Source organism: Streptomyces sp. NPDC110618, from assembly GCF_055657065.1.
In genome coordinates this window covers 596930-619633 of the sequence record NZ_JBVKBN010000001.1, presented here as the reverse complement: position 1 = coordinate 619633, position 22704 = coordinate 596930, and the positions used below count along the sequence as shown (strand labels likewise).

At 71.2% G+C, this 22704-nt stretch carries 21 protein-coding genes; 13 read left to right on the top strand and 8 right to left on the bottom strand.

The annotated features are described in order from the left end of the window. Positions 1-28 precede the first annotated feature (28 nt). Entirely contained in the window at positions 29-598 is a 570-nt protein-coding gene (locus ACZ7L7_RS02730; protein WP_285515200.1) for a TMEM175 family protein, read from the bottom strand. A gap of 113 nt (positions 599-711) precedes the next feature. Beyond that, the gene (locus ACZ7L7_RS02725; RefSeq protein ID WP_472074492.1) at positions 712-1758 is read right to left on the bottom strand and encodes a LacI family DNA-binding transcriptional regulator; all 1047 of its coding nucleotides are present in this window, start codon (positions 1756-1758) and stop codon (positions 712-714) included. Positions 1759-1865: 107 nt separating this feature from the next. Between ACZ7L7_RS02725 and ACZ7L7_RS02720 the strand changes: the two genes are divergently transcribed. The 3 genes from ACZ7L7_RS02720 to ACZ7L7_RS02710 are packed head-to-tail and all read left to right on the top strand — an operon-like array spanning position 1866 to position 4812. Then, positions 1866-2987, top strand: a complete 1122-nt coding sequence (locus tag ACZ7L7_RS02720) for a phytanoyl-CoA dioxygenase family protein (RefSeq protein ID WP_453608685.1) — start codon at positions 1866-1868, stop codon at positions 2985-2987. 15 nt (positions 2988-3002) lie between these two features. Continuing rightward, positions 3003-3779 (top strand): SDR family oxidoreductase, encoded by a 777-nt coding sequence (locus ACZ7L7_RS02715; protein ID WP_472074490.1) that lies wholly within the window; start codon positions 3003-3005, stop codon positions 3777-3779. A gap of 28 nt (positions 3780-3807) precedes the next feature. Beyond that, positions 3808-4812, top strand: coding sequence for a Gfo/Idh/MocA family protein (locus ACZ7L7_RS02710; RefSeq protein WP_472074488.1), 1005 nt, complete (start codon positions 3808-3810; stop codon positions 4810-4812). A gap of 46 nt (positions 4813-4858) precedes the next feature. On the opposite strand, the gene ACZ7L7_RS02705 is transcribed toward ACZ7L7_RS02710, so the two are convergent. From ACZ7L7_RS02705 to ACZ7L7_RS02680, 6 genes are all read right to left on the bottom strand, one after another. Continuing rightward, positions 4859-5269, bottom strand: coding sequence for a VOC family protein (locus ACZ7L7_RS02705; RefSeq protein WP_285515132.1), 411 nt, complete (start codon positions 5267-5269; stop codon positions 4859-4861). A gap of 87 nt (positions 5270-5356) precedes the next feature. Continuing rightward, the gene (locus ACZ7L7_RS02700; RefSeq protein WP_472074486.1) at positions 5357-6370 is read right to left on the bottom strand and encodes a Gfo/Idh/MocA family protein; all 1014 of its coding nucleotides are present in this window, start codon (positions 6368-6370) and stop codon (positions 5357-5359) included. 9 nt (positions 6371-6379) lie between these two features. Next, on the bottom strand, positions 6380-7279 hold the full coding sequence (locus ACZ7L7_RS02695) for a sugar phosphate isomerase/epimerase family protein (protein ID WP_250750465.1): 900 nt from the start codon (positions 7277-7279) through the stop codon (positions 6380-6382). Positions 7280-7281: 2 nt separating this feature from the next. Then, entirely contained in the window at positions 7282-8178 is an 897-nt protein-coding gene (locus ACZ7L7_RS02690; RefSeq protein WP_285515129.1) for an ATP-binding cassette domain-containing protein, read from the bottom strand. A 5-nt stretch (positions 8179-8183) separates the two neighbouring features. Continuing rightward, the gene (locus tag ACZ7L7_RS02685; protein ID WP_285515128.1) at positions 8184-9260 is read right to left on the bottom strand and encodes an ABC transporter permease; all 1077 of its coding nucleotides are present in this window, start codon (positions 9258-9260) and stop codon (positions 8184-8186) included. Beyond that, complete coding sequence (locus ACZ7L7_RS02680; RefSeq protein ID WP_285515127.1) at positions 9260-10279, bottom strand: sugar ABC transporter substrate-binding protein; 1020 nt, start codon at positions 10277-10279, stop codon at positions 9260-9262. The genes ACZ7L7_RS02685 and ACZ7L7_RS02680 overlap by 1 nt, the downstream gene beginning before the upstream one ends. A 254-nt stretch (positions 10280-10533) precedes the next feature. On the opposite strand from ACZ7L7_RS02680, the gene iolD reads away from it, so the two are divergent. The 10 genes from iolD to ACZ7L7_RS02630 all read left to right on the top strand — a co-directional run bounded on the left by iolD (position 10534) and on the right by ACZ7L7_RS02630 (position 22692). Continuing rightward, positions 10534-12405, top strand: a complete 1872-nt coding sequence (gene iolD, locus ACZ7L7_RS02675) for a 3D-(3,5/4)-trihydroxycyclohexane-1,2-dione acylhydrolase (decyclizing) (protein WP_472074483.1) — start codon at positions 10534-10536, stop codon at positions 12403-12405. A gap of 27 nt (positions 12406-12432) precedes the next feature. Then, complete coding sequence (locus tag ACZ7L7_RS02670; RefSeq protein ID WP_093717923.1) at positions 12433-13218, top strand: GntR family transcriptional regulator; 786 nt, start codon at positions 12433-12435, stop codon at positions 13216-13218. A 174-nt stretch (positions 13219-13392) separates the two neighbouring features. Next, complete coding sequence (locus tag ACZ7L7_RS02665; RefSeq protein ID WP_285515124.1) at positions 13393-14244, top strand: glycosyltransferase family 2 protein; 852 nt, start codon at positions 13393-13395, stop codon at positions 14242-14244. Between the two features lie 435 nt (positions 14245-14679). After that, positions 14680-16371, top strand: a complete 1692-nt coding sequence (locus ACZ7L7_RS02660) for a glycosyltransferase (protein ID WP_472074481.1) — start codon at positions 14680-14682, stop codon at positions 16369-16371. Further along, positions 16368-16721: a hypothetical protein gene (locus ACZ7L7_RS02655; protein ID WP_472074479.1), complete on the top strand. Its 354-nt coding sequence runs from the start codon at positions 16368-16370 to the stop codon at positions 16719-16721. Before ACZ7L7_RS02660 ends, ACZ7L7_RS02655 begins: the two co-directional genes overlap by 4 nt. Before the next feature lie 95 nt (positions 16722-16816). Further along, positions 16817-18181, top strand: coding sequence for a lipopolysaccharide biosynthesis protein (locus tag ACZ7L7_RS02650; RefSeq protein ID WP_472074477.1), 1365 nt, complete (start codon positions 16817-16819; stop codon positions 18179-18181). A 1-nt stretch (position 18182) separates the two neighbouring features. After that, positions 18183-19283 (top strand): glycosyltransferase family 2 protein, encoded by a 1101-nt coding sequence (locus tag ACZ7L7_RS02645; RefSeq protein WP_285515120.1) that lies wholly within the window; start codon positions 18183-18185, stop codon positions 19281-19283. 20 nt (positions 19284-19303) lie between these two features. Then, entirely contained in the window at positions 19304-20080 is a 777-nt protein-coding gene (locus ACZ7L7_RS02640; RefSeq protein ID WP_285515199.1) for a polysaccharide deacetylase family protein, read from the top strand. A 40-nt stretch (positions 20081-20120) separates the two neighbouring features. Then, positions 20121-21431: a GH39 family glycosyl hydrolase gene (locus ACZ7L7_RS02635; protein WP_472074475.1), complete on the top strand. Its 1311-nt coding sequence runs from the start codon at positions 20121-20123 to the stop codon at positions 21429-21431. Between the two features lie 7 nt (positions 21432-21438). Then, positions 21439-22692 carry a carboxylate--amine ligase gene (locus ACZ7L7_RS02630; RefSeq protein ID WP_472074473.1) on the top strand — a complete coding sequence of 418 codons (1254 nt, stop codon included), beginning with the start codon at positions 21439-21441 and terminating at the stop codon, positions 22690-22692. Positions 22693-22704: the final 12 nt, after the last annotated feature.

Below are 22704 nucleotides of genomic sequence, written 5' to 3'. Positions count from 1 at the left end.
CACCGTCCGCGCCGCACCCTGCACGCCGTCAGCCCGCCGTCGACCGCCGCCCAAGCCACACCTTGACCGGGATCAGCACCAGCCACCACCACATGGCGGCGGGCCCGAGGGCCAGGGCCAGCGGGATCGTCACGATGAACACCACCACCGTGCTGCCCATCTCCAGCGCGGAGACCGTCACATCGCGCAGTGGCTTCTCGTCGCCGCTCAGCCACGGGCGCCGGGCGATCACGAGCAGCAGGGCGAGGTGAACGGCGCCCAGCGCGGCGACCACCGCCGAATAGATGACGACGGAAATGCTCTCGTGGCCGTACTCCGCGACGAGGACGGTCGGGAACGGCACCAGCGCCGCGAGTCCGAGACCCAGCAGGGTCAGGGTGATCACCTGGGCGTCGACCTGCCGCACGCCGTGGAACAGCATGCGGTTCTCGCGCCAGAACCCGGCCAGCACGATCAGACTGATCGCGTAGGCGCCCAGGTTGGGCAGGAGCTCGCGCAGGGCGTCGTGGTACTGCTCGTCGCTCAGCCCCGGTCGGATGGAGAGGTCCAGGACGAGCAGGGTGAGGGCGATGGCGAAGACGCCGTCGGACAGGGCCACCAGCCGCTCCGGGCCGCCCTCCGTGGCATGTGCGGTCGTGGGCGTGACGCTGCGTTCGCTCATGCCGACGACGTTAGGCAGCGACCACCGCTCACGCCGTTCGTGACACGGCGTCACACGGGCGTCGTCCCGGACGCCGGACCGTGCGGCATGTTGTACGGCGTCACCACCTGGATCGCGGACGGCAGCGTGGGTCCCGCGGGCGGCAGGGCGCCGTGCTGCCGCATCACGATGCGGCAGGCCTCGCGCAGGTCCTGGCGCAGGTCGTGGTGGAGCACCGCGGACAGCTGGTGGTCGTGCAGCAGGCGGGTGTTGTCGTGGTCGAGGTCGTGGGCGATGTACACGGCGCACTCCCGGCCCGCGTCCTCGAAGGCGCGCAGGGTGGCGATGTTGCCGCCGCCGATCGAGTAGACGGCGCGGATCTCCGGGTCGCGGTCCAGGGCGGCGCGGACCAGGTCGTACTGGGTGGCGTCCAGACCCTGGCCCTCGGCGATCTCGACCAGCGTGCGGTGCGGGTGGCGGGCGCGCATGGCGCTGCGGAAGCCCATCTCGCGCTCCTCCTCGTTGCGGAAGAACCCGCTGGACAGGCTGGTGAGCACATTGCCGGGCCGGTCGCCGAGCCACTGCCCCATGAGATACGCGGCGGTCGCCCCGGCGGCCCGGTTGTCGATGCCGACGTAGGCCAGGCGCGGGGTGGCGGGCAGGTCGGTCACCAGGGTGACCACCGGGATCCCGGCCGCCGTGAGCCTGCCGACGGCGGCGGTGATCTCGGGGACGTCCGGGGCCTTGAGGATCACGCCCTGGGTGCCGCGCCGGGCGATGCGGTCCAGGGTGCGGGTCAGTTCCTCGACCGGCCCGGTCTCCCGGAAGTGGAAGCGGGAACGCACCACCGCCGGGTGCAGGGAGGGCAGTTCGGCCTCCAGGGCGGTGCGTACGGCGGTGGAGAACCGCTCGGGGGCCTGCATCACTATGTCGATCATGAAGGTGCGGCCCACCAGCCGGACCTGGGTGCGCTGCCGGTCCAGGTCGGCGATGGCCTGTCTGACCTCCCGCTCGGTGCTCTCCCGCACCCCTCCCCTGCCGTTGAGCACCCGGTCCACGGTGGCCTCGCTCAGGCCCGCCTGACGTGCGATCTCGCGGATGGGGAACGGGTGGCCCACAGCGGCGCTCCTTGAAGGGTTTTTGATGGCTGCCTGCTGGTTGTTCGACGTCTTTATCCTGACAAGAATGACAGCACTGCCCTGTCCCTGTCACCGAGAGGACGACGATGTCCTTCACTCCCTGGCTGTCCGCCGAGGACTGCGACCTGGACGAGTTCCGCCGGCTCGTGGAGCGGACCAGTGACCCGGCCGATTTCCCGTGCGCCGCCTCCGTCGAGCAGGGCGTTCCGGTCTACGAGGGAACCGCGGGCGGCGAGAAGCTGCGGGACGAGCTGGTGCACGTACTCACCGACGGGCCCGGCGTCGTGGTGTTCCGGGCCGCGTTCCCGGAGGCCGCCGTGGACCGGCTCACCGAGGTGTTCGAGGCGCTGATCGCCGAGCAGCGCGCCTCGGGGGCCCAGGCGGGTGACCACTTCGCGCGGCCCGGGGCCAACGACCGGATCTGGAACGCCCTGGAGAAGGCGGCCCTGCGGGACCCGGAGGCATTCGCCGACTACTACGCCAACGACGTCCTCGCGCTCGTCTCCCGGGCCTGGCTCGGCCCCGGCTACCAGGTCACCTCGCAGGTCAACGTGGTCAACCCGGGCGGCGCCGCGCAGACCGCGCACCGCGACTACCACCTCGGCTTCCTGTCCGACGAGGCCGCTGCCGCCTACCCGGCGCATGTGCACCGCCTCTCCCCCGTGCTCACCCTCCAGGGCGCCGTCGCCCACGGCGACATGCCGGTGGAGGCCGGGCCGACGATGTACCTGCCGTACTCGCAGCGGTACGAGCCGGGGTATCTGGCCTGGCGGCGCCCGGAGTTCCAGGAGTACTTCGACGCGCACCACATCCAGCTGCCGCTGGCCAAGGGCGACGCCGTCTTCTTCAACCCGGCGCTGTTCCACGCCGCCGGCACCAACCGCTCCACCGGCATCCGGCGCATGGCGAACCTGCTCCAGGTGTCCTCCGCGTTCGGGCGGGCCATGGAGACCGTGGACCGGGAGGCGGTCGTGAACGCCGTCTACCCCGTGCTGCTGGAACGCGGGGACGCGCCCGGCGTCGGCAACGTGCTCGCCGCGAGCGCCGAGGGCTACCCCTTCCCCACCAACCTCGACAGCGACCCGCCCGTCGACGGACTCGCCCCGCCCTCCCAGGCGGACGTCGTACGCCGCGCCCTGCGCGCGTCATGGACCCCCGAGGCCCTCCGTGCGGAGCTGAGGGCCCACGCCGCGCGCCGCGCGAGCTGAAAGGAACCGCACACCATGGGACTTCTCGACGACAAGGTCGTCCTCGTCAACGGCGGCACCCAAGGAGTCGGTGCCGCCGTCGCCCGCGCCGCCGTGCGCGAGGGGGCGACCGTGGCCGTCACCGGACGGCGTACCGAGCCCGGCGAGGCGCTGGTCGCGGAGCTGACCACGACCGGGGGCAAGGCCCTGTTCGTCCGCGCCGACCTCGCCGACGCCGAGCAGGCCAAGGACGCCGTACGGCAGGTCGTGGCCGCGTACGGGCGGGTGGACTGCTTGGTGAACGCGGCGGGCCTGACCTCCCGGGGCACCCTGCTGGACACCACGCCCGAGCTGTTCGACCAGCACATCGCGATCAACCTCAAGGCGCCCTTCTTCGCCATGCAGGCGGCGGTCGCGGACATGGTGGCCCGGGAGGCGCCCGGCACGATCGTCAACGTCATCACCTCCTCGGCGCACGGCGGACAGCCCTTCCTGGCCCCGTACGTCGCCGCGAAGGCCGGGCTCGCCGGGGTGACCCGCAACGCCGCCCACGCCCACCGCTACGACCGGATCCGGATCAACGGCCTGAACATCGGCTGGACGGCGACCGAGGGCGAGGACGCCACCCAGCGCGCCTTCCACGGCGCCGGGGACGACTGGCGCGAGCGCGCCGCCGCCCGGCTGCCGATGGGCAAGCTCGGCCAGCCGGACGAGATCGCCGACTTCGTCGTCCTCCTGCTGTCCGACCGGTCCGGCGTGGTCACCGGTTCGGTGATCGACTGGGACCAGAACGTCCTCGGTGCCCTCGACTGACCCTCACCGCCCTAGGAGCTGCACCCTCATGCGTATCGGAATCCTCGGCCTCGGCCGCATCGGCGCCTTCCACGCCGAGACCCTCTCCGGACTCGACGCCGTCGACTCCCTCGTGCTCACCGACCCGTTCGCGGACGCGGCGAAGTCCGCCGCCGAGCGGTTCGGCGGCGAGGTCGTGGACTCGCCCGAGGCCCTGCTGGCCGCCGGGGTGGACGGCATCGTGGTCGCCGCGGCGACCGACGCCCACCCCGCGCTGATCCTCGCCGGGGTCGAGGCCGGCATCCCCGTCTTCTGCGAGAAGCCCGTCGCCCGGACCATGTCCGAGGGCGTCCAGGTCCTCAAGGCCGTGCGGGACAAGGGCGTGCCGATCCAGATCGGCTACAACCGCCGCTTCGACGCCGGGTTCGTCGCCGCCCGCAACGCGGTACAGGCGGGTGAGCTGGGCAAGCTGCACACCGTCCGCTCCACCACCCTGGACCCGGCGCCGCCGCCCGCCGGGTACATCGCCGCCTCCGGAGGCATCTTCCGGGACTGCTCGGTGCACGACTTCGACATCATCCGCTGGGTGACCGGCCGCGAGGTGACCGAGGTGTACGCCGTCGGCGGCAACCGGGGCGCCGAGTACATCAAGGACGCGGGAGACGCCGACACCACCGGCGCGATCCTCACCCTCGACGACGGCACCCTCGCGGTGGTGTCCAACTCCCGCCACAACGCCTGCGGTTACGACGTGCGGATGGAGCTGCACGGCTTCACCGACTCCATCGCCGTGGGCCTGGAGGACAAGCTGCCGCTGCGCTCGGTGGAGCCCGGGGTGACCTTCCCGGCGGGCACCCCGCACGACTTCTTCATGGACCGCTTCACCGAGGCCTACCGCGCCGAACTGACCGCGTTCACCGAGGTCGTGGCGGGCACCCGGCCCTCCCCGTGCACGGTCGAGGACGCCCTGGAGGCGGGCTGGATCGCGGAGGCGTGCACCCTGTCGATGCACGAGCACCGCCCGGTGCGCATCGAAGAGGTCCGGAAGGCGTGAACGGGTCGGCGCGCGGCCGGGGTCAGTTCCCGCCCCCGCGTCGCTGTCAGCCCGAGCGTTCGCTGATGTTGACCATCCAGGGAACGCCGAACCGGTCCGTGCACATACCGAAGACATCGCCCCACATCTGCTTCTCCAGCGGCACCGACACCTGGCCGCCGTCGGAGAGCTTCTCCCAGTAGCCCCGCAGTTCGGACTCGTCGTCGCCGCTGAGGCTGATGGCGTACCGGTGCTCGCCGGGCTGTTCGCCCTCCGGGTTGTCGGCACCCATCAGGGTGAAGCCGCTGGGGGTCTCCAGCATGCCGTGCATGATCTTGTCGGCCATGGGGGTGTCCGCCTGGCCGAAGTCGCCGTAGGAGTTCAGGTTCAGCTCGCCGCCGAAGACCTGCTGGTAGAACTCCATGGCCTGGCGGGCGTCGCCGGTGAAGGTGAGGTAGGGGTTGAGTCGCGAAGCCATCAAAGCCTCCCGAGTGGGGGAACGGTCACTGCTGTGCACGCTAACGCGGGGCACTGACAACGGCCTGTCGAGTGCCCCGCGCACGGCTCAGCGGTAGAAGTCCGGCCGCTCGGCGAGTTCCACCTCCACCCGCCCGCCCTCGTGCAGCGACCGCACCCCGGCGTCGCAGACCGCGGCGGCCGCGTATCCGTCCCACATGCTCGGCCCGGTCACCTCGCCGCGCCGGGTGGCGTCGACCCAGGCCTGGACCTCCCGGTCGTAGGCGGTGGCGAAGCGCTCCGTCCAGTCCTGGGCGATGCTGCCGCCCCAGCGTCCGGCCATGGCGGTGACCAGGGCGTGGCCGTCGCCGATGCGGGCGGTGCCGCGTTCGCAGACCGTCTCGGCCTGTACCTGGTAGCCGAAGCCGCAGTTGACGAAGATCTCCACGTCCGCGAGGGCTCCCGAGGCGGTCTCCATGACCACGAACTGCGGGTCCGCGAGGCCCTCGGGGGCGTTCGCGGACGGGGTGGGCCGCAGCACGGTGACGGCGGTGATCTCGTCGCCGGTGAGCCAGCGGGTGGCGTCGACCTCGTGGGCGACGGAGTCGCTGATCAGCATCTCGGAGGTGAAGAAGGAGGCGCTCGCGACATTGCGGTGCCGCTGGTGCAGCATCAGCGGCCGGCCCAGCTGCCCGGTCTCCAGCAGCGCCTTCAGACTCGTGTACTCGGGGTCGTAGCGGCGCATGAAGCCGACCTGGACGCGGCGCCTGCCGTGGGCCTGTTCGGCCTCGACCAGGCGCAGCGCGGAGGCGGCGTCGGGGGTGAGGGGTTTCTCGCACAGCACCGGCAGGTCGCGGGCGAGGGCGGCGGTGATCGCCTCCTCGTGGGCGGGGCCCGGGGAGGCGACGAGGACGGCGTCGACCCCGGCCGACGCCATCGCCGCGACGGGGTCGGTGTGCACGGCGCAGCCGTCGACGCGCGCGGCCACGGCCTTGGCCCGCGCCTCGTCGACGTCGGCCACGGCCGTGACCCGTGCCCCGCTGATCACCTCCTGGATCCGGCGGACGTGGTCGGCGCCCATGCGTCCGGTGCCGATGACGGCGATGCCCAGGGGTGTGGTCATGATGTCCTCTCAGGCGCCGCAGGACCTCAGGAACTTACGGGTGCGCACCGCGATCGGCAGTGGCTTGTCCGGTTCGCAGGGGTACATGTCCTGCTCGACGATGGCGAACAGTTCCACCCCGAGTCCCTGTGCGGCGGCCAGGACCGGCTCCAGTTCCGGTACTCCGGCGGGCGGTTCGCACATCACGCCGCGCTGGACGGCCGGTCCGAAGGGGATCTCGTTCTTCACGACGTCCGCGAGGATGTCCGGGTCGACCTGCTTGAGGTGCAGGTAGCCGATGCGCTCGCCGTAGGTCTCGATCAGCTTGACGCTGTCGCCGCCGCAGTAGGCGTAGTGCCCGGTGTCCAGGCACAGGTTGACCAGGTCGGAGTCGGTGGAGTCGAGGAAGCGCTCGACGTGGGCCTCGGTGTCGATGTGGGTGTCGGCGTGCGGGTGGACCACGATGTCGAGGCCGTAGGTCTCCTTGACCTCGTGGCCGAGGCGTTCCATGCCCTTGGTGAGGTGGGCCCACTGCTCGGCGGTCAGCTCCGGGGGCTCCAGGATCTCGGCGGTCTTGTCGTCGCGCCAGAAGGAGGGGATGACCACGAGGTGCCTGGCGCCCATCGCCTGGGTGAGCGAGGCGACCTGGCTGACGTGCTCCCAGGTGGACTCCCATACGGAGGGTCCGCGGTGCAGTCCGGTGAAGACGGTTCCGGCGGACACCTTCAGGTTCCGGCGGCCGATCTCGTCGGTGAGCCGGGCGGGGTCGGTGGGGAGGTAGCCGTACGGGCCGAGCTCGATCCACTCGTAGCCGGCCTCGGAGACCTCGTCCAGGAAGCGTTCCCAGGGCACCTGCTGGGGGTCGTCGGGGAACCACACGCCCCAGGAGTCCGGGGCGGAGCCGACCCGGATGCGGTCCAGTGCCGCCATGTTCACGCCTTCCCTTCGGTGCCGGCCACGGGTGCGGTGAGGTCGTCCTCCTCGGGGAGTTCGTCGACGTCGACGCCCCGGACCTGTGACAGCTCGTGCTTGAGGGCGGCGAGTTCGGCGCCGCCGGCCATGTGGTTGGTGAGTTCTTCCAGGCTGACCTGGTCGCGCGAGGCGGACAGTTCCAGGGTGCCCAGGCGCAGCACGCTGAAGTGGTCGCCGACCATGTAGGCGTGGTGCGGGTTGTGGGTGATGAAGATGACGCCGAGGCCGCGGTCGCGGGCGGCGGCGATGTACTTCAGGACCACGCCGGACTGCTTGACGCCGAGGGCGGCGGTGGGCTCGTCCAGGATGAGGACGCGGGCGCCGAAGTAGACGGCGCGGGCGATGGCGACGCACTGGCGCTGGCCGCCGGAGAGGGTGCCGATGGGCTGTTCCAGATCGTCCAGGACGATGCCCATCTCCCGCAGTTCGTGGTCCGCGGTCTTCTTCATGGCGGCGATGTCGAGGCGCCGGAAGGGCCAGGGGCCCTTGGTCATCTCGGAGCCGAGGAAGAAGTTGCGCCACACCGGCATCAGCGGGACGGTCGCCAGGTCCTGGTAGACGGTGGCGATGCCGCGGTCCAGGGCCTCGCGCGGGGTGGTGAAGCGCACCGGCTCGCCGTCGACGAGGAACTCGCCCTCGGTGTGCTGGTGCAGCCCCGAGATGATCTTGATGAGGGTGGACTTGCCGGCGCCGTTGTCGCCGAGGACGCAGGTCACCTTGCCGGGGTGGACGGCGAGGCTGACGCCGTGCAGGGCGCGGATGTTGCCGTAGGACTTGCCCGCGCCGCGCAGTTCGACGATGGGCCGGTCCTGCTCGGGCTCCGTGTCCTTGAGGACGGCTCCGTGAGGGGTGGTCATTGCGGTCACCTCCGGGTCGCCGTCTGGCGGACCCACAGATTGATGAGCGTGGCGCCGATGAGCATCACGCCGAGGAAGGCCTTGAACCAGTCCGGGTTCCAGCCGGCGTAGACGATGCCCTGCTGGACCATGCCGAACATGAACGCGCCGAAGACGGTGCCGACCGCGGAGCCGTAGCCGCCGGTCAGCAGACAGCCGCCGATGACGGCCGCGGCGATGTAGATGAGCTCCTGGCCGACGCCCTCGCCGGACTGCACGGTGTTGAAGGAGAACAGGTTGTGCATGCCGACGAACCAGGCGCCGAAGCCGACCAGCATGAACAGCGAGATCTTGGTGAAGGTCACCGGCACACCGACGGCCCGGGCGGACTCCTTGTTGCCGCCCACCGCGAAGATCCAGTTGCCGTACTTGGTGCGCAGCAGCACCCAGGTGGCGATGGCCGCGAAGACCAGCCACCAGACGATGGTGATCTTCACCTGGACGCCGCCGACCTCGAAGGAGGAGGCGAAGACGTTCTTGGCCTGCGAGAAGCCGTCCATGTCGCTGATGTCGTCGGTGGCGACGTTGCCGGTCACCCACTTGGTGATCGCCAGGTTGGCGCCCTGGAGGATCAGGAAGGTGCCGAGGGTGACCAGGAAGCTGGGCAGGCCGGTCTTGACCAGCATCCAGCCGTTGAAGAAGCCGATGCCGAGGGAGACGGCGAGGGCCACGATGACGCCGACCCAGACGTTCATGGTGAGCTGGTAGCTGATCATGCTGGCGGTGAGCGCCGAGGTGATCACGGCGACACCGGCGGACAGGTCGAACTCGCCGCCGATCATCAGCAGGGCCACGGGCAGCGCCATGATCCCGATGGTGGACGACTGGTAGAGGATGTTGGCCATCGCTCCGCCGTCGCGCACCGGCGGTGCGGTGATCAGGAAGAAGACCAACACCGCGACCGCGCCCAGGAAGACGCCGACCTCGGGGCGGGCGAGCAGCCGGAGCGCCAGGGGGCGCTGGGCGGTCCGCCCGTCGGTCTCCTTGGAGCCGGGGGCCGGCGGTGTGGTCACCGCCGGATCGGCATGCTGGGTCATGCTCATCACCGAGTGCCCTTCGAGGCGAACCCGGCGACGGCGTCGACGTTGGACTTGTCGACGAAGGCAGGTCCGGTCAGCACCGGCTGCTCACCGCCGCCCATGTAGTTGCCGTTGTTCTTGTAGAGCCACAGCGAGTCGATGGCCAGGTAGCCCTGGAGGTAGGGCTGCTGGTCGACGGCGAACTCGATGGTGCCCTTGCTGATGGCGCCGGTCAGGTCCTTGTTGAGGTCGAAGGTGGCGACCTTCGCCTTGCTGCCGGACTCCGACACCGACTGCGTCGCGGTCAGCGCGAACGGGGCGCCGAGCGTGACGACGTAGTCGATGGCCTTGTCCTCGGCCAGCTTGGCGGTGATCGTCGACTTCACCGAGGGCATGTCGGTGCCGTTGACATTGAGCGTCTCGACGGTGCCGGAGAAGGTCTTGGCGACACCGTCACAGCGCTGGGTGAGGCCGATGTTGCCCTGCTCCTGGATGACACAGACGGCCTTCTTGGCGCCCGCGTCGTTGAGCCGCTTGCCGAGCGCCTCACCGGCGACGGTCTCGTCCTGGCCGAAGAACTCCATCAGGCCGAGCTTCTGCCACTCGCTGACGCCGGAGTTCAGGCCGACCACGGGGATGCCCGCCTTGTTGGCCTTGGCGATGACGTCCTTGAGGGCGTCGGGCTTGGCGAGGGTGACGGCGATGCCGTCGACCTTCTGGTCGATCGCGTTCTGCACGAGGGTGGCCTGGGTGCCCGCGCTGGGGTCGGCCGTGTAGATGAGCTTGACGTTGTCCTTGGCGGCGGCGGCCTCGGCTCCCTTGCGGACGATGTCCCAGAAGGTGTCGCCCGGCGACTGGTGGGTGACGAGGGCGACCGTCATCCGCGGGGTGTCCGCCTTGCCCGCGGCGGCCCCTTCAGCGCTTTCCTCGGCCTTCTTGCCTCCGGAGTCACTGGAGCAGCCGGCGAGGGCTAGTGCGGCCGCGGTGGCCAGGGCCACGAAGGGCGCGATTCTGCGGGAGCGGGAGTGCGAAGAGCGGTCCATCTTTCCTGCACCTCACTGTGCGACGGGGGAACGACGGGAAAGAAACGCCTGGTGCGTTGGTCCCGGATCCAATCCCTTGCGGAGCCCGCTGTCAATACTTTGTTAAGACATCATTTCACAAGCAGGTCCGAATGTAAGTACAAACTATTGACAGGGCTGAGGCAAGGGGCCTACACCTGGGAGACGGCGGAATCGATCTACCCGCTGCCGTTCGGCGTATCCCTGCCGGGCGGGGACCTTGAACGGAGCTTGAGTTGAGCCGTACGACCGTCCGTCTCACCGTGGCACAGGCCCTGGTGCGGTTCCTTTCCGTCCAGTACTCCGAGCGCGACAGTGTCCGGCACCGGCTGATCGCCGGCACCTGGGGCATCTTCGGCCACGGCAACGTCGCCGGGGTCGGACAGGCGCTGCTGGAGGCAGGCGAGTCGGCGATGCCCTTCCACCAGGGTCGCAACGAGCAGGCGATGGTGCACGCCGCGGTCGCCCACGCGCGCCACCTGAACCGGCTGTCCGCCCAGGCCGTGACCACCTCCATCGGTCCCGGCGCCACCAACCTGGTCACCGGCGCCGCCCTCGCCACCGTCAACCGCCTCCCCGTCCTGCTGCTGCCCGGCGACACCTTCGCCACCCGCCCCGCCGACCCCCTCCTGCAGCAGCTGGAGCACCCCGCCGAGGCCGACGTCTCGGTGAACGACACCCTGCGCCCCGTGTCGCGCCACTTCGACCGCATCACCCGCCCCGAGGCCCTGATCCCCTCCGCCCTGGCCGCGATGCGGGTGCTCACCGACCCCGCCGAGACCGGCGCCGTCACCCTCGCCCTGCCCCAGGACGTGCAGGCGGAGGCCTTCGACTGGCCGGAGGAGTTCCTCGCCGAGCGCGTCTGGCGCGTACGACGGCCGGCGCCCGACCCCGTCGAGCTCGCCGAGGCCGTCCGCGCGATCCGCTCCGCCGCCCGCCCGCTGATCGTGGCGGGCGGCGGAGTGCACCACAGCGAGGCCGAGGAGGCACTGCGCGCCCTGGTGGAGACCACCGGCATCCCGGTCGCCTCCACGCAGGCCGGAAAGGGCTCGCTGCGCCACGACCACCCCGCCGACCTGGGCGGCATCGGCCACACCGGCACGGCGGTCGCCGACGACCTGGCGCGCGCCGCCGACCTGGTGATCGGCGTCGGCACCCGGTACACCGACTTCACCACCGCCTCGAACACCCTCTTCCAGCGCCCCGGGGTCCGGTTCCTCAACCTCAACATCACCGCCTTCGACGCCCACAAGCTGGCCGCGCGGACCCTGGTCTGCGACGCGCGCACCGGCCTGGAGCGGCTGACCGCCGAGCTGGCCGGGCACCGGGTGGCGCGGGCGTACGAGGAGGAGTACCGCGCGGGCAAGGAGCGCTGGGAACGGGTCGTCGAGGAGGCCTACCGCGCCGACGACAGCGCCGTACCGACCCAGACCCAGCTGCTCGGGGCGCTGGACGCGGTCGTCGGGGACGAGGACGTCGTCATCAACGCGGCCGGTTCGCTCCCCGGTGACCTGCACAAACTGTGGCGGGCGCGCAGCCCCCGCCAGTACCACCTGGAGTACGGCTACTCGTGCATGGGCTACGAGATCCCCGCCGCGATCGGCGTCCAGCAGGCCGCTCCGGGCACCCCGGTGTGGGCGCTGGTCGGGGACGGCACGTACTTGATGATGCCGACCGAGATCGTCACCGCGGTCCAGGAGGGCCTGCCGGTCAACCTGGTCCTGGTGCAGAACCACGGCTACGCCTCCATCGGCGGCCTGTCCGAGTCGGTGGGCGGCGAGCGGTTCGGCACCGCCTACCGCCACCGGGCCGCGGACGGTACCTTCAGCGGCACCCCTCTCCCGGTCGACCTGGCCGCGAACGCGGGCAGCCTCGGCATGGAGGTGCTGCGCGCCAAGACCGTCGGCGAACTGCGCGAAGCCCTCGCCACCGCCCGTGACTCCACCCGACCCACCTGCGTGTACGTCGAGACCGACCCCGCGCCCACCGCTCCCCCGGCCGAGGCCTGGTGGGACGTGCCGGTCGCCGAGACCGCGTCCCGCCCGGCCGCGGTCGAGGCCCGCCGGGAGTACGACCGGCAGGCCGCCGCCCGCCGCCGCCACCTCTGACCGCCGCCCGAAAGGCAGGTACGTCCCATGGCGAAAACCCGAGACCGCGCCCGGGAACGGGTCGGCTCCCCGCTCGACACCCTGCACTTCGCTCTCGACCGGAGCAGTCCGGTACCGCTCTACTACCAGCTCGCCCAGCAGCTGGAGGCGGCGATCGAGCACGGCGCGCTCGCCCCCGGAAACCTGCTCGGCAACGAGATCGACCTGTCCACCCGGCTCGGCCTGTCCCGGCCCACCGTCCGTCAGGCCATCCAGTCCCTGGTCGACAAGGGGCTGCTGGTGCGCCGCCGCGGGGTGGGCACCCAGGTGGTGCACAGCCAGGTCAAGCGCTCACTGGAGCTGAGCAGCCTCTACGACGACCTGGAGGCGGCCGGGCAGGGCCCCACCACCAGGGTCGTCCGCAACGAGACCGTCCCGGCGTCGGCGGACGTCGCCGCCGCCCTGGGCCTGGCGGAGGGCGCCGACGTGATCGTCCTGGAGCGGCTGCGCGCCACCCACGGCCAGCCGGTGGCGCTGCTGTGCAACTACCTGCCCGCCGGCCTGCTCGACCTCGACACCGCCCGCCTGGAGACGACCGGCCTGTACCGGATGATGCGCGCGGCCGGGGTCACGCTGCACAGCGCCAGGCAGACGGTCGGCGCCCGCAGCGCGACCGCGGAGGAGGCGGCAAGGCTGGACGAGAAGGAGGGCGCCGCCGTGCTCACCATGCAGCGCACCGCGTACGACGACACGGGCCGCGCGGTCGAGTACGGCAGCCACATCTACCGCGCCTCGCGCTACGCCTTCGACTTCCAGCTGCTGGTGAGGACCTGAGCCATGGCTTGACCGGGCGGACAATCTGGGGCAAACATGTACATATACGTCGTAAACATATGGCGTTGACACTGCCGGAGCCGGCAACCCCCCGGTGTGCGGCGACGGCAGGTGTCCGGGCACTCACCGCTCATGGGGATACCCGACGGATCGATTCCCGGAGAGTCCAGCACCATGAACGCTTCGCATCTCACCGACCCCAGTTCCCTCTCCCCGCCCTCCCGCAACGGCGCCGCCCCGCCGCCCGCCGCCCGCCGATGGACGGACCGGCCCGCCCACCCCCTACGCCGCGCGGAGGACCGCCCTCCGCCCCGCGCCACCGTCAGCCTGGTCGTGCCCGCCCGCAACGAGGCGCGCAACATCCCCTGGGTCTTCGAACAGATCCCGGACTGCGTCGACGAGGTCATCCTGGTCGACGGCGACTCCAGCGACGCCACGGTGCACATGGCAAGGGAGTGCCTGCCGACCGTCCGGCACGTCCGCCAGAAGGGCCCGGGCAAGGGCAACGCGCTGCGGACCGGCTTCCTCGCCGCGGACGGCGACTACATCGTGATGATCGACGCGGACGGCAGCATGCTGCCCGAGGAGATCCCGCACTTCCTGCACTTCCTGGACAACGGCTACGACTTCGTCAAGGGCTCGCGGTTCATCGCGGGCGGCGGATCGCTCGACATCACCCGCATCCGGCGCTGGGGCAACCAGGCGCTGCTGGCGATGGTGAACCGCCTCTACGACGCCAAGCTCACCGACCTCTGCTACGGGTACTGCGCCTTCCGCCGCAGCTTCCTGGACGACCTCGACCTGCACTCCACCGGGTTCGAGATCGAGACCGAGATGATCGCGCACGCCCTGCGCTCCGGCCTGCGCATCGCCGAGGTCCCGAGCCTGGAACTGCCCCGCCGCAGCGGCCGCTCCAACCTGCACGCGGTGTCCGACGGCCGCCGGGTCCTGCGCACGCTGCTCTCGGAGCGGCCGAAGAGCCACCCGGCTCCCGCCGGGAGAACCCGGCCGGGCACGGCGAGTTGAGCCGCCCCGGCGTCCCGGGCCCCGCCGCCGCGCCGAGTGGCTGCGGCGGACCCGCCATGGTGGACTGGAAGTCGAAGCCACCGCCGGTGTCCGCGGAATGCCAGCGTTTGTGACACCTCACGACTGCGGGCGGAGGTTCGACCCGCCGCCCGCAGCGCCGTTTCGTCGCGGAGGACTGGTCATGCGTGCGTGTGCCTTCATCAGGCCGTCCGGGCGGGCACCACTGTTCCCGACGGACACGCCCGGCCGGAGCCGTCCGTGAGCGATCGGCGTCCCGAAGGCCTCGGCGAGTCCCCCGCCGGGGATGATGCCGCCGCCCCGCGCGCCGGCCCAGGTACCCGGTGGAAGTCCCGCCCCGCACCGTCCCCCGAGGATCGCGCCCCCCTCCGGTTCCCACCGCGCAGAGCCGGCCCCGGCGTCCGCACGGCCCTGTACGTGCTGCCCGCCGTGCTGGCCCTGTGGCTGCTGTCGCTGCGCGATGTGCACCTGGACCGGATGGACGACCTCGGGCTGCTGCAGGTGCTGCCGGTGACCTTCTGGGTCGCGCTCGCCCTGCTCGCCCTCGGATTCTGCGTGGCGCTGACCGACCGGCGGACCCCGCACGGCTGCTACGCGCTGTACGTACTCGCCCTGATCGGCCTGATCCACGCCACACCACCGCTGCTCTACTCGGAGCTGCGGTACGCCTGGGCCTGGAAGCACGTGGCCGTCATCGACGCGATGATCCGGCACAACGGCGAGGTACCGGACGCCGCGGGCCTCGGCATCTACAACCAGTGGCCCGGCTTCTTCCAGTTCAACGCGATGCTCATGCGGGTCGCCGGGCTGGAGTCCCCGCTGGGGTACGCCATGTGGGCCCAGGTGCTCGTCAACGTGGCGATGCTCGGCCCGCTGCTGCTGATCTACCGGTCGGTGACCACCAACCGGCGCATGATCTGGGCAGCCGCCTGGATCTACTACTCCTGCTCCTGGGTCGGACAGGACTACTTCGCACCTCAGGCCTTCACCTTCCTTCTCTACGCGACCGTCATCGCCCTCGTCCTGAGGCAACTGGCCGCGTCCGCGCACCCGGATCCGCAGGCGCCGCCCCCGGGCTGGCCACCGGGCCGGTTCGTCCTCCTGCTCGTCGTCGAGGCCGCGATCGTCACGTCCCACCAGCTGACGCCCCTGATGCTGATCAGCGCCCTGCTGCTGCTCTGCCTGCCCCGGCGCAACCGGCCGGTGGTGCTGCCCGCGCTGGCCGGTGCCTTCGTCCTCAATCTGGCCTGGTACGCCACCGTGGCGAGACCGTATGTGTCCGAGCACCTCAGCGACTTCGTCAGCGCGATCACCCGCCCCGAGGCCAACGTCTGGTCCGGTCTGAACAGGCTCGCCGAGGCCGCCCCGGCACAGGTCGCGGTCGCCTGGATCGACCGGGGCCTGTCGGGAGGCATCTTCCTGCTGGCCGCGGTCGCTTGCCTCGTCCACCGCTGGACCCGGCGCACCCCGATGCCCCTGCTCGTGCTCTCCCCCATTCCGCTGGCGCTGGTCAACGCCTACGGCGGGGAGATGGTCTTCCGGGCCTACATGTTCGCGCTGCCCGCCGCCGCCTTCCTGGTCGCGACCCTGCTGGTGCCACCACCCGGGCGCCCGCGTACCCGGACGGCGGTCGTGTACGTCGTCCTGCTGGCCGTGCTCGGCGGGCTGGTGTTCGGCTACTACAGCAAGGAGGCCATGAACCGCTTCTCCGCCGGGGAGGTCGCGGCCACCCGGTATGTGACGACCCGGACGCCGGACGGCTCCCTGATCGTCTCCGTCACCTTCGCGGCTCCCGGCCTGGAAACGCACTACGACCGGCACGAACGCGCGGAGATCACCGAGGAGAGCCTGGCGACGAGACGGCTGCTGGCGAAGGACCCGCTGGCCGGGCTCCAGCCGCTTCTGCGCAGGGCGGGCGACAAGCCCGCGTACATCCTTCTCACCCGGGCACAGAACGCGGACGTCCGGCTGAACGGCTCGATGCCCCGCGACTTCGTGGACCGGCTGAACGCCGAGCTGGCCGAGGCACCCGGTTTCACTCCGGTCTACCGCAACGAGGACGCGATCGTGTACCGGTACCTCCCGCCGCGGGAGGAGGCACCGGGATGACCAGGCTGCGGTGGGGGGTCGGACTGTCGGGCTGGGTGACCCTCGCCCTGACGGCCCTGCCGGACGCGTCACCGCTGCGGGTGGCGGCCACGGTGGTCTTCCTCTGCGTCTGCCCGGGGCTGGCCGCGACACTGCTGGTGAAACGCGATGCCTTCACACGCCGGGCCGGACGGACGGATCTCCTCGAATCCGCCGTCCTCGCGGGAGCGGTCAGCGTCGCCGTCTCGGCCCTGGTCGCCGAGGTCCTCTTCCTGGGCGAGGTGTTCACCCCCACCCGCGCGCTGCTCGTCCTGGCCACTCTCACCTCGGCCCTGACCATCGTGCCCAGCGTCCGTTTTCGCACTTCATGACCGATAACTTGCCGGTCAATTGACGTTTAACACCATCCGCTTATTATGTATCTATACGTCGTAAACGCGGCACGTCCCTCGGTCCTGGAGTTTCCATGGCCACCCAGGCTTCCGGCCAGCACGGCCCCCCGGCCCCCGGCGCGGCACTGTCCGCCGCGGGTACCCGGGCCAGGATCGCCGCGGTCCTGCCGCGCGAGCCCCTCCTCCGCAACGGCCACCTCCTGATGGTGAGTTCCCTGGTCAACGCCGTGCTCGGCGCGGTGTTCTGGGTGCTCGCCACCCGCTGGTACGACGACAGCACGGTGGGCCTGAACTACGCCACCGTCTCCACCGCGACCCTGCTGTCCACCATCGGCCAGCTCAACCTCGCCGACTTCCTCGTGCGCTTCGTCCCGTCCGCGGGGCGGCACACCCGCAGGCTGATCCTGGCCTGCTACCTGGCCGGCATCGTCTGCAGCGTGCTGGTCTCCGTCGGCTTCCTCTTCCTGGTGCCGACGATCAGTCCCCGACTGGACTTCCTGCTCTCCCCGCTGACGGCCTTCTTCTTCGTCACGTACACCGCCGCCTACGCGATCTTCGCCCTCCAGGACGGCGCCCTGACGGGAGTGCGGCGACCGGGCTGGGTGGTGACCGAGAACGCGATCTTCGCCGTGGTGAAGATCGTGCTGCTCGGGGCCACCGCCCTGCTGACCCTCTTCGCGGGCATCCTGATCTCCTGGGCCGGCGCCCTGGTCGTGGCCCTTCTCGTGGCCAATGCCTTCCTGCTGCGCCGCGCGGTGCCCCAGCACGAGAGCGCGGCCCCGCGGGAGACCCCGGCACCGCCCCGCATGCTCGGATACGCGACCGCGGACTATCTCGGTTCGCTGTTCCGGGTGGCCTCCTACACGCTGGTGCCGCTGCTGGTGCTGAACACGCTGGGCCCGGCCCAGAGCGCCTACTACTCACTCGCCTGGATCGTCGGCTACATCCCCTACCTGCTGGCGACGAACATGGGCAGCTCCCTGATCGTGGAGGCGGCGCACGACCCGGCGCGGCTGGCCGACCACGCGTTCCGCGTGCTGCGCCACTCGGCGCTGCTCATGTCCGCGGGAGTCGTCGTCCTGATCGTCGTCGCACCTTTCTTCCTCGCCTTCTTCGGGCCGGAGTACGCGGAGCACGGCACCACACTGCTGCGGCTGCTGGCCCTCTCCGCGCTGCCGAACCTCCTGGTGAGCCTCGCCGTCGACGTGGCCCGGGTGCGACGGCGCCTGCGTCTGGTCGTCGGCCTGCAACTGGCCCTGTGCGCCCTCGTGCTCGGCCTGTCCCTGCTCTTCCTGCCCGCACTGGGCCTGGCCGGAGGTGGTCTCGCCTGGCTCGTGTCCCTCTCTGTGATCGCCCTCTACCTGATCGTCCGGCGCTCGCAGTGGCTGCCCCCTCGGCCCGCGGACTCGTTCGCGCCGGCCCCGGACAAGGAGAAGTAACGTGCCCAGGACAGATGTCTCCGTAGTGATCTGCGCGTACACCGAGGACCGGTGGGAGGACACCCTCGCCGCGGTCCGATCGGTACGGGAACAGTCCTTGCCGGCACTGGAGACACTGCTGGTCGTCGACCACAACCCCGCGCTGCTCGCCCGGCTCCGTGCCGAGTACGACGAGGACCCGGGGCCCGGATTCCGCGTGCCGGCGGTCCGCGTGGTCCCCAACGCGGGCCCGCAGGGCCTGTCCGCGGGGCGCAACACCGGCATCGCCCTGGCCCTGGGCTCGGTGATCGCCTTCCTCGACGACGACGCGGTGGCGGACCGGGACTGGCTGCGGCACATGGTGGCCGCGTACAGCGATCCGCGGGTGATGGCCGTGGGCGGCCGTACGCTCCCGGCGTGGGCGTCGGGCCGCCGACCGGACTGGTTCCCCACGGAGTTCGACTGGGTCGTCGGCTGCACCTACAAGGGACACCCGGAAGGACGGATACGGGTCCGCAACGTGCTGGGCGGCAACGCCTCCTTCCGCCGCAGCGCCTTCGACGCCGCGGGCGGCTTCGCCGTCGGCATCGGCCGCGACGGGGACAAGCGCCCGCTGGGCTGCGAGGAGACCGAGCTGTGCATCCGGCTGACCCAGGCCGTGCCGGAGGCGGTGCTGCTCGTCGACGACCGCGCGATCATCCACCACAAGGTGCCCGAGGCCCGCAAACGGTTCGGGTACTTCTGCCGCCGCGCCTACGCCGAGGGCCTTTCCAAGGCCCGCGTCACCCACCACGTCGGGTCGCGCAAGGGCCTGGAGTCCGAGCGCCGCTACACCACCCGGGTACTGCCCGCCGGCGTGGCCCGCGGCCTGCGTGACGCCCTGCTGGGGCGCCGCGGCGGGGCGGGGCGCGCGGGAGCGATCGTGGCCGGAGTGACGACCGCCGCGGCGGGCTACGCCGTCGGCACCTTCCAGGCCCGCACCGGCGGTTCGCCGTCGTGGGTGGTGCGGACACCTCCCCCGGCCGCGATGGACGTCGTGGCGCCCCGGCGGATCTCCACGGAGGTCCGGGACCTGCCCGACCTCGGTCTGCTCGACCGACCGCCGCGAAGGAGCCTGCGGTGACCAGCCCCGTCCCCATCCTGATGTACCACGCGGTCGGGCACGCGCCCGCGGCGGCGATCCGCACCCTGTCCGTCTCGCCGGAGGCGTTCGCCGAGCAGATGTCGCTGCTCGCCGAGCGCGGGTTCACGCCCGTGTCCACGGCCCACCTCGCGCAGGCCTGGCGGGACGGGGCACCGCTGCCCCTGCGCCCGGTGCTGATCACCTTCGACGACGGCTACCAGGGCGTGCGGGAACACGCGCTGCCCGTGCTCCACCGCCACGGATTCCCCAGCACCGTCTTCGTCACCACGGGCTGGCTGCGCGGCGCGTACGAGATCGACGGCGCCGCCCTCGACACCATGCTGGACTGGGACGAGGTGCGCGAACTCGCCGCCGAGGGCGCCGAGATCGGCGGGCACAGCCACACCCATCCGCAGCTCGACCAGCTCCACGACGACCGGCTGCGGTACGAGCTGGAGCACTGCCGGGAGCTGGTCGCGGAGCAGCTCGGCGTCCGGCCGGTCTCCTTCGCCTACCCGTACGGCTACTCCGACCGCCGGGTACGGCGGGCCGTGCGAGCCGCCGGGTACGCCCAGTCCCTGGCCGTGGGCAACGCCCTGGCCGACCCCCGTCAGGGCCCCTACGCCCTGCGGAGGATCACCGTGCGGCAGGGCATCGGCACCGCGGAGTTCGCCCGGCTGGTGGAGGGACGGGCCGTCGCCCGCACCTACGTCATGGACCGGGCCCTGACCAAGGGCTACGCGGTGTTCCGCGGAACCCGGCGCATCGTCCGGAAGGCGGCTCGGACACGTGTCTGAGCGGGGTCGGCACCGCGGGCCCCGGACGTGGCGGATCGGCATGATCGTCGCGGCCGTGGTCGCGGTCGCCCTCGTCGTCACCCTGGCCGTCACGCTGCCCGGCGGCGGCGCCGAGTCCTCCAGGCCCGCTTCCGCGCTCGGCTGGGGTGTCACGCACACCCAGTACAGCGCCGAGGACGGGGACCCGTCCGCCGTACGGGCCGCGCGCGAGGCGCTCTCCGCCCAGTCGGTGCCGCAGAACCAGCACATCATGGGCTGGGGCGCCGACAACCCCGAACCGTCCCCGGGGCACTACGACTTCGAGACCCTGGACGAACGGATCGACCTCATCCGGGAGACCCACGGAACGCCCGTCATCACCCTGTGCTGCGCACCGGACTGGATGAAGGGCGGCACGCCGGGCCGCACCGACTGGTCCCGGCAGTCCCTGGAGACGGCCCCGAGCCCCGACCACTACGACGACTTCGCCGACCTCGCCGCGACGATCGCCGCCCGCTATCCGGACGTACGGCACTTCATCGTCTGGAACGAGTTCAAGGGCTTCTTCGACGACACGAGGAAACGCTGGGACTACGAGGGCTACACCGCGTTCTACAACCAGGTCTACCGGGCCCTGAAGAAGGTGAACAAGGAGAACCTGGTGGGCGGGCCGTACCTGAACATGGACAGCTTCGGGCCCGGGCACACCCGCTACGCCTCCGCCCTCAAGGGACCGTGGGGCAGCGTCGACCGGCGTGTCCTGGAGGCCTTCGACTACTGGAACCGGCACAAGGCCGGGGCCGACTTCGTGGTCGTCGACGGCGCGAGTTACACCCGTGACGGGCAGGCGCTGCCGGACGAGTTCCGTGCGACCGAGAAGTTCACCGCGATCGGCCGGTGGATCGCGCGGCGCACCCCGCTGCCGCTGTGGTGGGCCGAGTACTACATCGACCCGTCGGACGACCACGGTTCCGGTGCGCGACGGCACGACGCACGGCGCTTCGCCGTCCAGGTCACCGCCATGACGGCCATCGCCGAGGGCGGCGCCACCACCGCCTTCTACTGGAATCCGCAGCGACCGGGCGAACGGTGCGCCGACTGTCTCTGGCACAGCACCGACGTCACCGGCGGCGCCCCCGACGGCGCGCTGCCGATGATGGACCTCATCCGCCGCTTCGACACGGAGTTCCCGCCCGGCACCACGTTCCGCCCGGTCGCCGTGACGGGCGACGACGCCGGGAGCGTGCGCGTGCTCGCCGACGACCAGGCGGTCCTCGTGGTCAACACCCTGGACCGGCCCGTTCAGGTGCGCATCGACGGCCGGCCGGTCGGGCTCGACGCCTATCAGGTGCGCTGGCTCAGCGGGAGGTAGGAATGCCATGTCCGGACACACTGCCGACACACCCTTCGAGGCCGACCGCGAAGTGCCGGGGCTGGTCGTGAAGTTCGGCGACTACCCCCTCCATCACGGCGGTGTGGGAGCGATCCGCACCCTGGGGCGGCTGGGTGTGCCGATGTACGCGATCACCGAGGACCGCCACACCCCCGCTGCCGCCTCCCGGTACCTGCGCCGCCCGTTCGTCTGGCCGACCACCGGTGCGGAGGACCCTGCCCGGCTCGTCGAGGGGCTGGTGCGCATCGGGGGGCACATCGGCCGCCCGGCGGTCCTCGTCCCGACCGATGAGGAGGCCGCGGTGCTCATCGCCGAGCACCAGGACGCGCTGCGCGACCGCTTCCTCTTCCCGCGCGTCGATCCCGACCTGCCGGGCCGCCTCGCCAGCAAGCAGGGACTGCACGAACTGTGCCTGGAACACGGCATCCCCAGCCCGGCGACGGTCTCTCCCCGGTCGTACGAGGAGATCGAGGAGTTCGCCGAGATGGCGTCCTTCCCGGTGGTGGCCAAGAACCGCGAGGCGTTCGTGCGGCGCAGGCGGCCGGCGGTGAACGGGACAACGCGGATCACCACCCGGGAGGGGCTGCTCGGCCTCGCCCGTGACTGGGGCGAGCGGCCGGGAGTGGTGCTCCAGGAGTACCTGCCGAGGGAGGAGGCGGAGGACTGGATCGTGCACGCCTACTTCGACGCGCACGCCACCCCGCTCGCCCTGTTCACCGGAGTGAAGGTCCGTTCCTGGCCGCCGCACGCGGGGATGACGGCCTGCGCCTACGTCGTCGACAACCCGGAACTCGCCGATCTCGTCACCCGCTTCGTCAAGGAGATCGGCTTCAGCGGCATCGTCGATCTGGACCTGCGCTTCGACCGGCGCGACAGCCGGTACAAGTTGCTCGACTTCAACCCGCGCATGGGCGCCCAGTTCCGGCTGTTCGAGAACGACCGCGCCGTGGACGTCGTACGCGCCATGCACCTGGACCTGACCGGCCGCGCCGTGCCGAAGGGCGACCAGCTGACCGGGCGCCGCTACGTCGTGGAGAACACCGATCTGCCGGCCCTGCTCGCCTACCGCCGCAGCCGGTACACCACACCGCACGCGCCACAGCACGCGAGCGGGACGGAACTGGCCTGGCTCACCGTCGACGACCCGCTGCCGTTCCTCACGATGACGGCGCGCCTGGTGCGGCCGGGTGTGAAGCACCTGTACCAGCTGTGGCGCACCAGCCGCCGCGCGGCCCACTGACCATCCCCCAAC

What these genes read in the sequence shown, in the direction of transcription:
- ACZ7L7_RS02720 (WP_453608685.1), top strand. Translation starts at nt 1,866, where the DNA reads ATGTCCTTCACTCCCTGGCTGTCCGCCGAGGACTGCGACCTGGACGAG.
- ACZ7L7_RS02715 (WP_472074490.1), top strand. Translation starts at nt 3,003, where the DNA reads ATGGGACTTCTCGACGACAAGGTCGTCCTCGTCAACGGCGGCACCCAA.
- ACZ7L7_RS02710 (WP_472074488.1), top strand. Translation starts at nt 3,808, where the DNA reads ATGCGTATCGGAATCCTCGGCCTCGGCCGCATCGGCGCCTTCCACGCC.
- ACZ7L7_RS02705 (WP_285515132.1), bottom strand. Translation starts at nt 5,269, where the DNA reads ATGGCTTCGCGACTCAACCCCTACCTCACCTTCACCGGCGACGCCCGC.
- ACZ7L7_RS02700 (WP_472074486.1), bottom strand. Translation starts at nt 6,370, where the DNA reads ATGACCACACCCCTGGGCATCGCCGTCATCGGCACCGGACGCATGGGC.
- ACZ7L7_RS02695 (WP_250750465.1), bottom strand. Translation starts at nt 7,279, where the DNA reads ATGGCGGCACTGGACCGCATCCGGGTCGGCTCCGCCCCGGACTCCTGG.
- ACZ7L7_RS02690 (WP_285515129.1), bottom strand. Translation starts at nt 8,178, where the DNA reads ATGACCACCCCTCACGGAGCCGTCCTCAAGGACACGGAGCCCGAGCAG.
- ACZ7L7_RS02685 (WP_285515128.1), bottom strand. Translation starts at nt 9,260, where the DNA reads ATGAGCATGACCCAGCATGCCGATCCGGCGGTGACCACACCGCCGGCC.
- ACZ7L7_RS02680 (WP_285515127.1), bottom strand. Translation starts at nt 10,279, where the DNA reads ATGGACCGCTCTTCGCACTCCCGCTCCCGCAGAATCGCGCCCTTCGTG.
- ACZ7L7_RS02670 (WP_093717923.1), top strand. Translation starts at nt 12,433, where the DNA reads ATGGCGAAAACCCGAGACCGCGCCCGGGAACGGGTCGGCTCCCCGCTC.
- ACZ7L7_RS02665 (WP_285515124.1), top strand. Translation starts at nt 13,393, where the DNA reads ATGAACGCTTCGCATCTCACCGACCCCAGTTCCCTCTCCCCGCCCTCC.
- ACZ7L7_RS02655 (WP_472074479.1), top strand. Translation starts at nt 16,368, where the DNA reads ATGACCAGGCTGCGGTGGGGGGTCGGACTGTCGGGCTGGGTGACCCTC.
- ACZ7L7_RS02650 (WP_472074477.1), top strand. Translation starts at nt 16,817, where the DNA reads ATGGCCACCCAGGCTTCCGGCCAGCACGGCCCCCCGGCCCCCGGCGCG.
- ACZ7L7_RS02640 (WP_285515199.1), top strand. Translation starts at nt 19,304, where the DNA reads ATGTACCACGCGGTCGGGCACGCGCCCGCGGCGGCGATCCGCACCCTG.
- ACZ7L7_RS02635 (WP_472074475.1), top strand. Translation starts at nt 20,121, where the DNA reads ATGATCGTCGCGGCCGTGGTCGCGGTCGCCCTCGTCGTCACCCTGGCC.
- ACZ7L7_RS02630 (WP_472074473.1), top strand. Translation starts at nt 21,439, where the DNA reads ATGTCCGGACACACTGCCGACACACCCTTCGAGGCCGACCGCGAAGTG.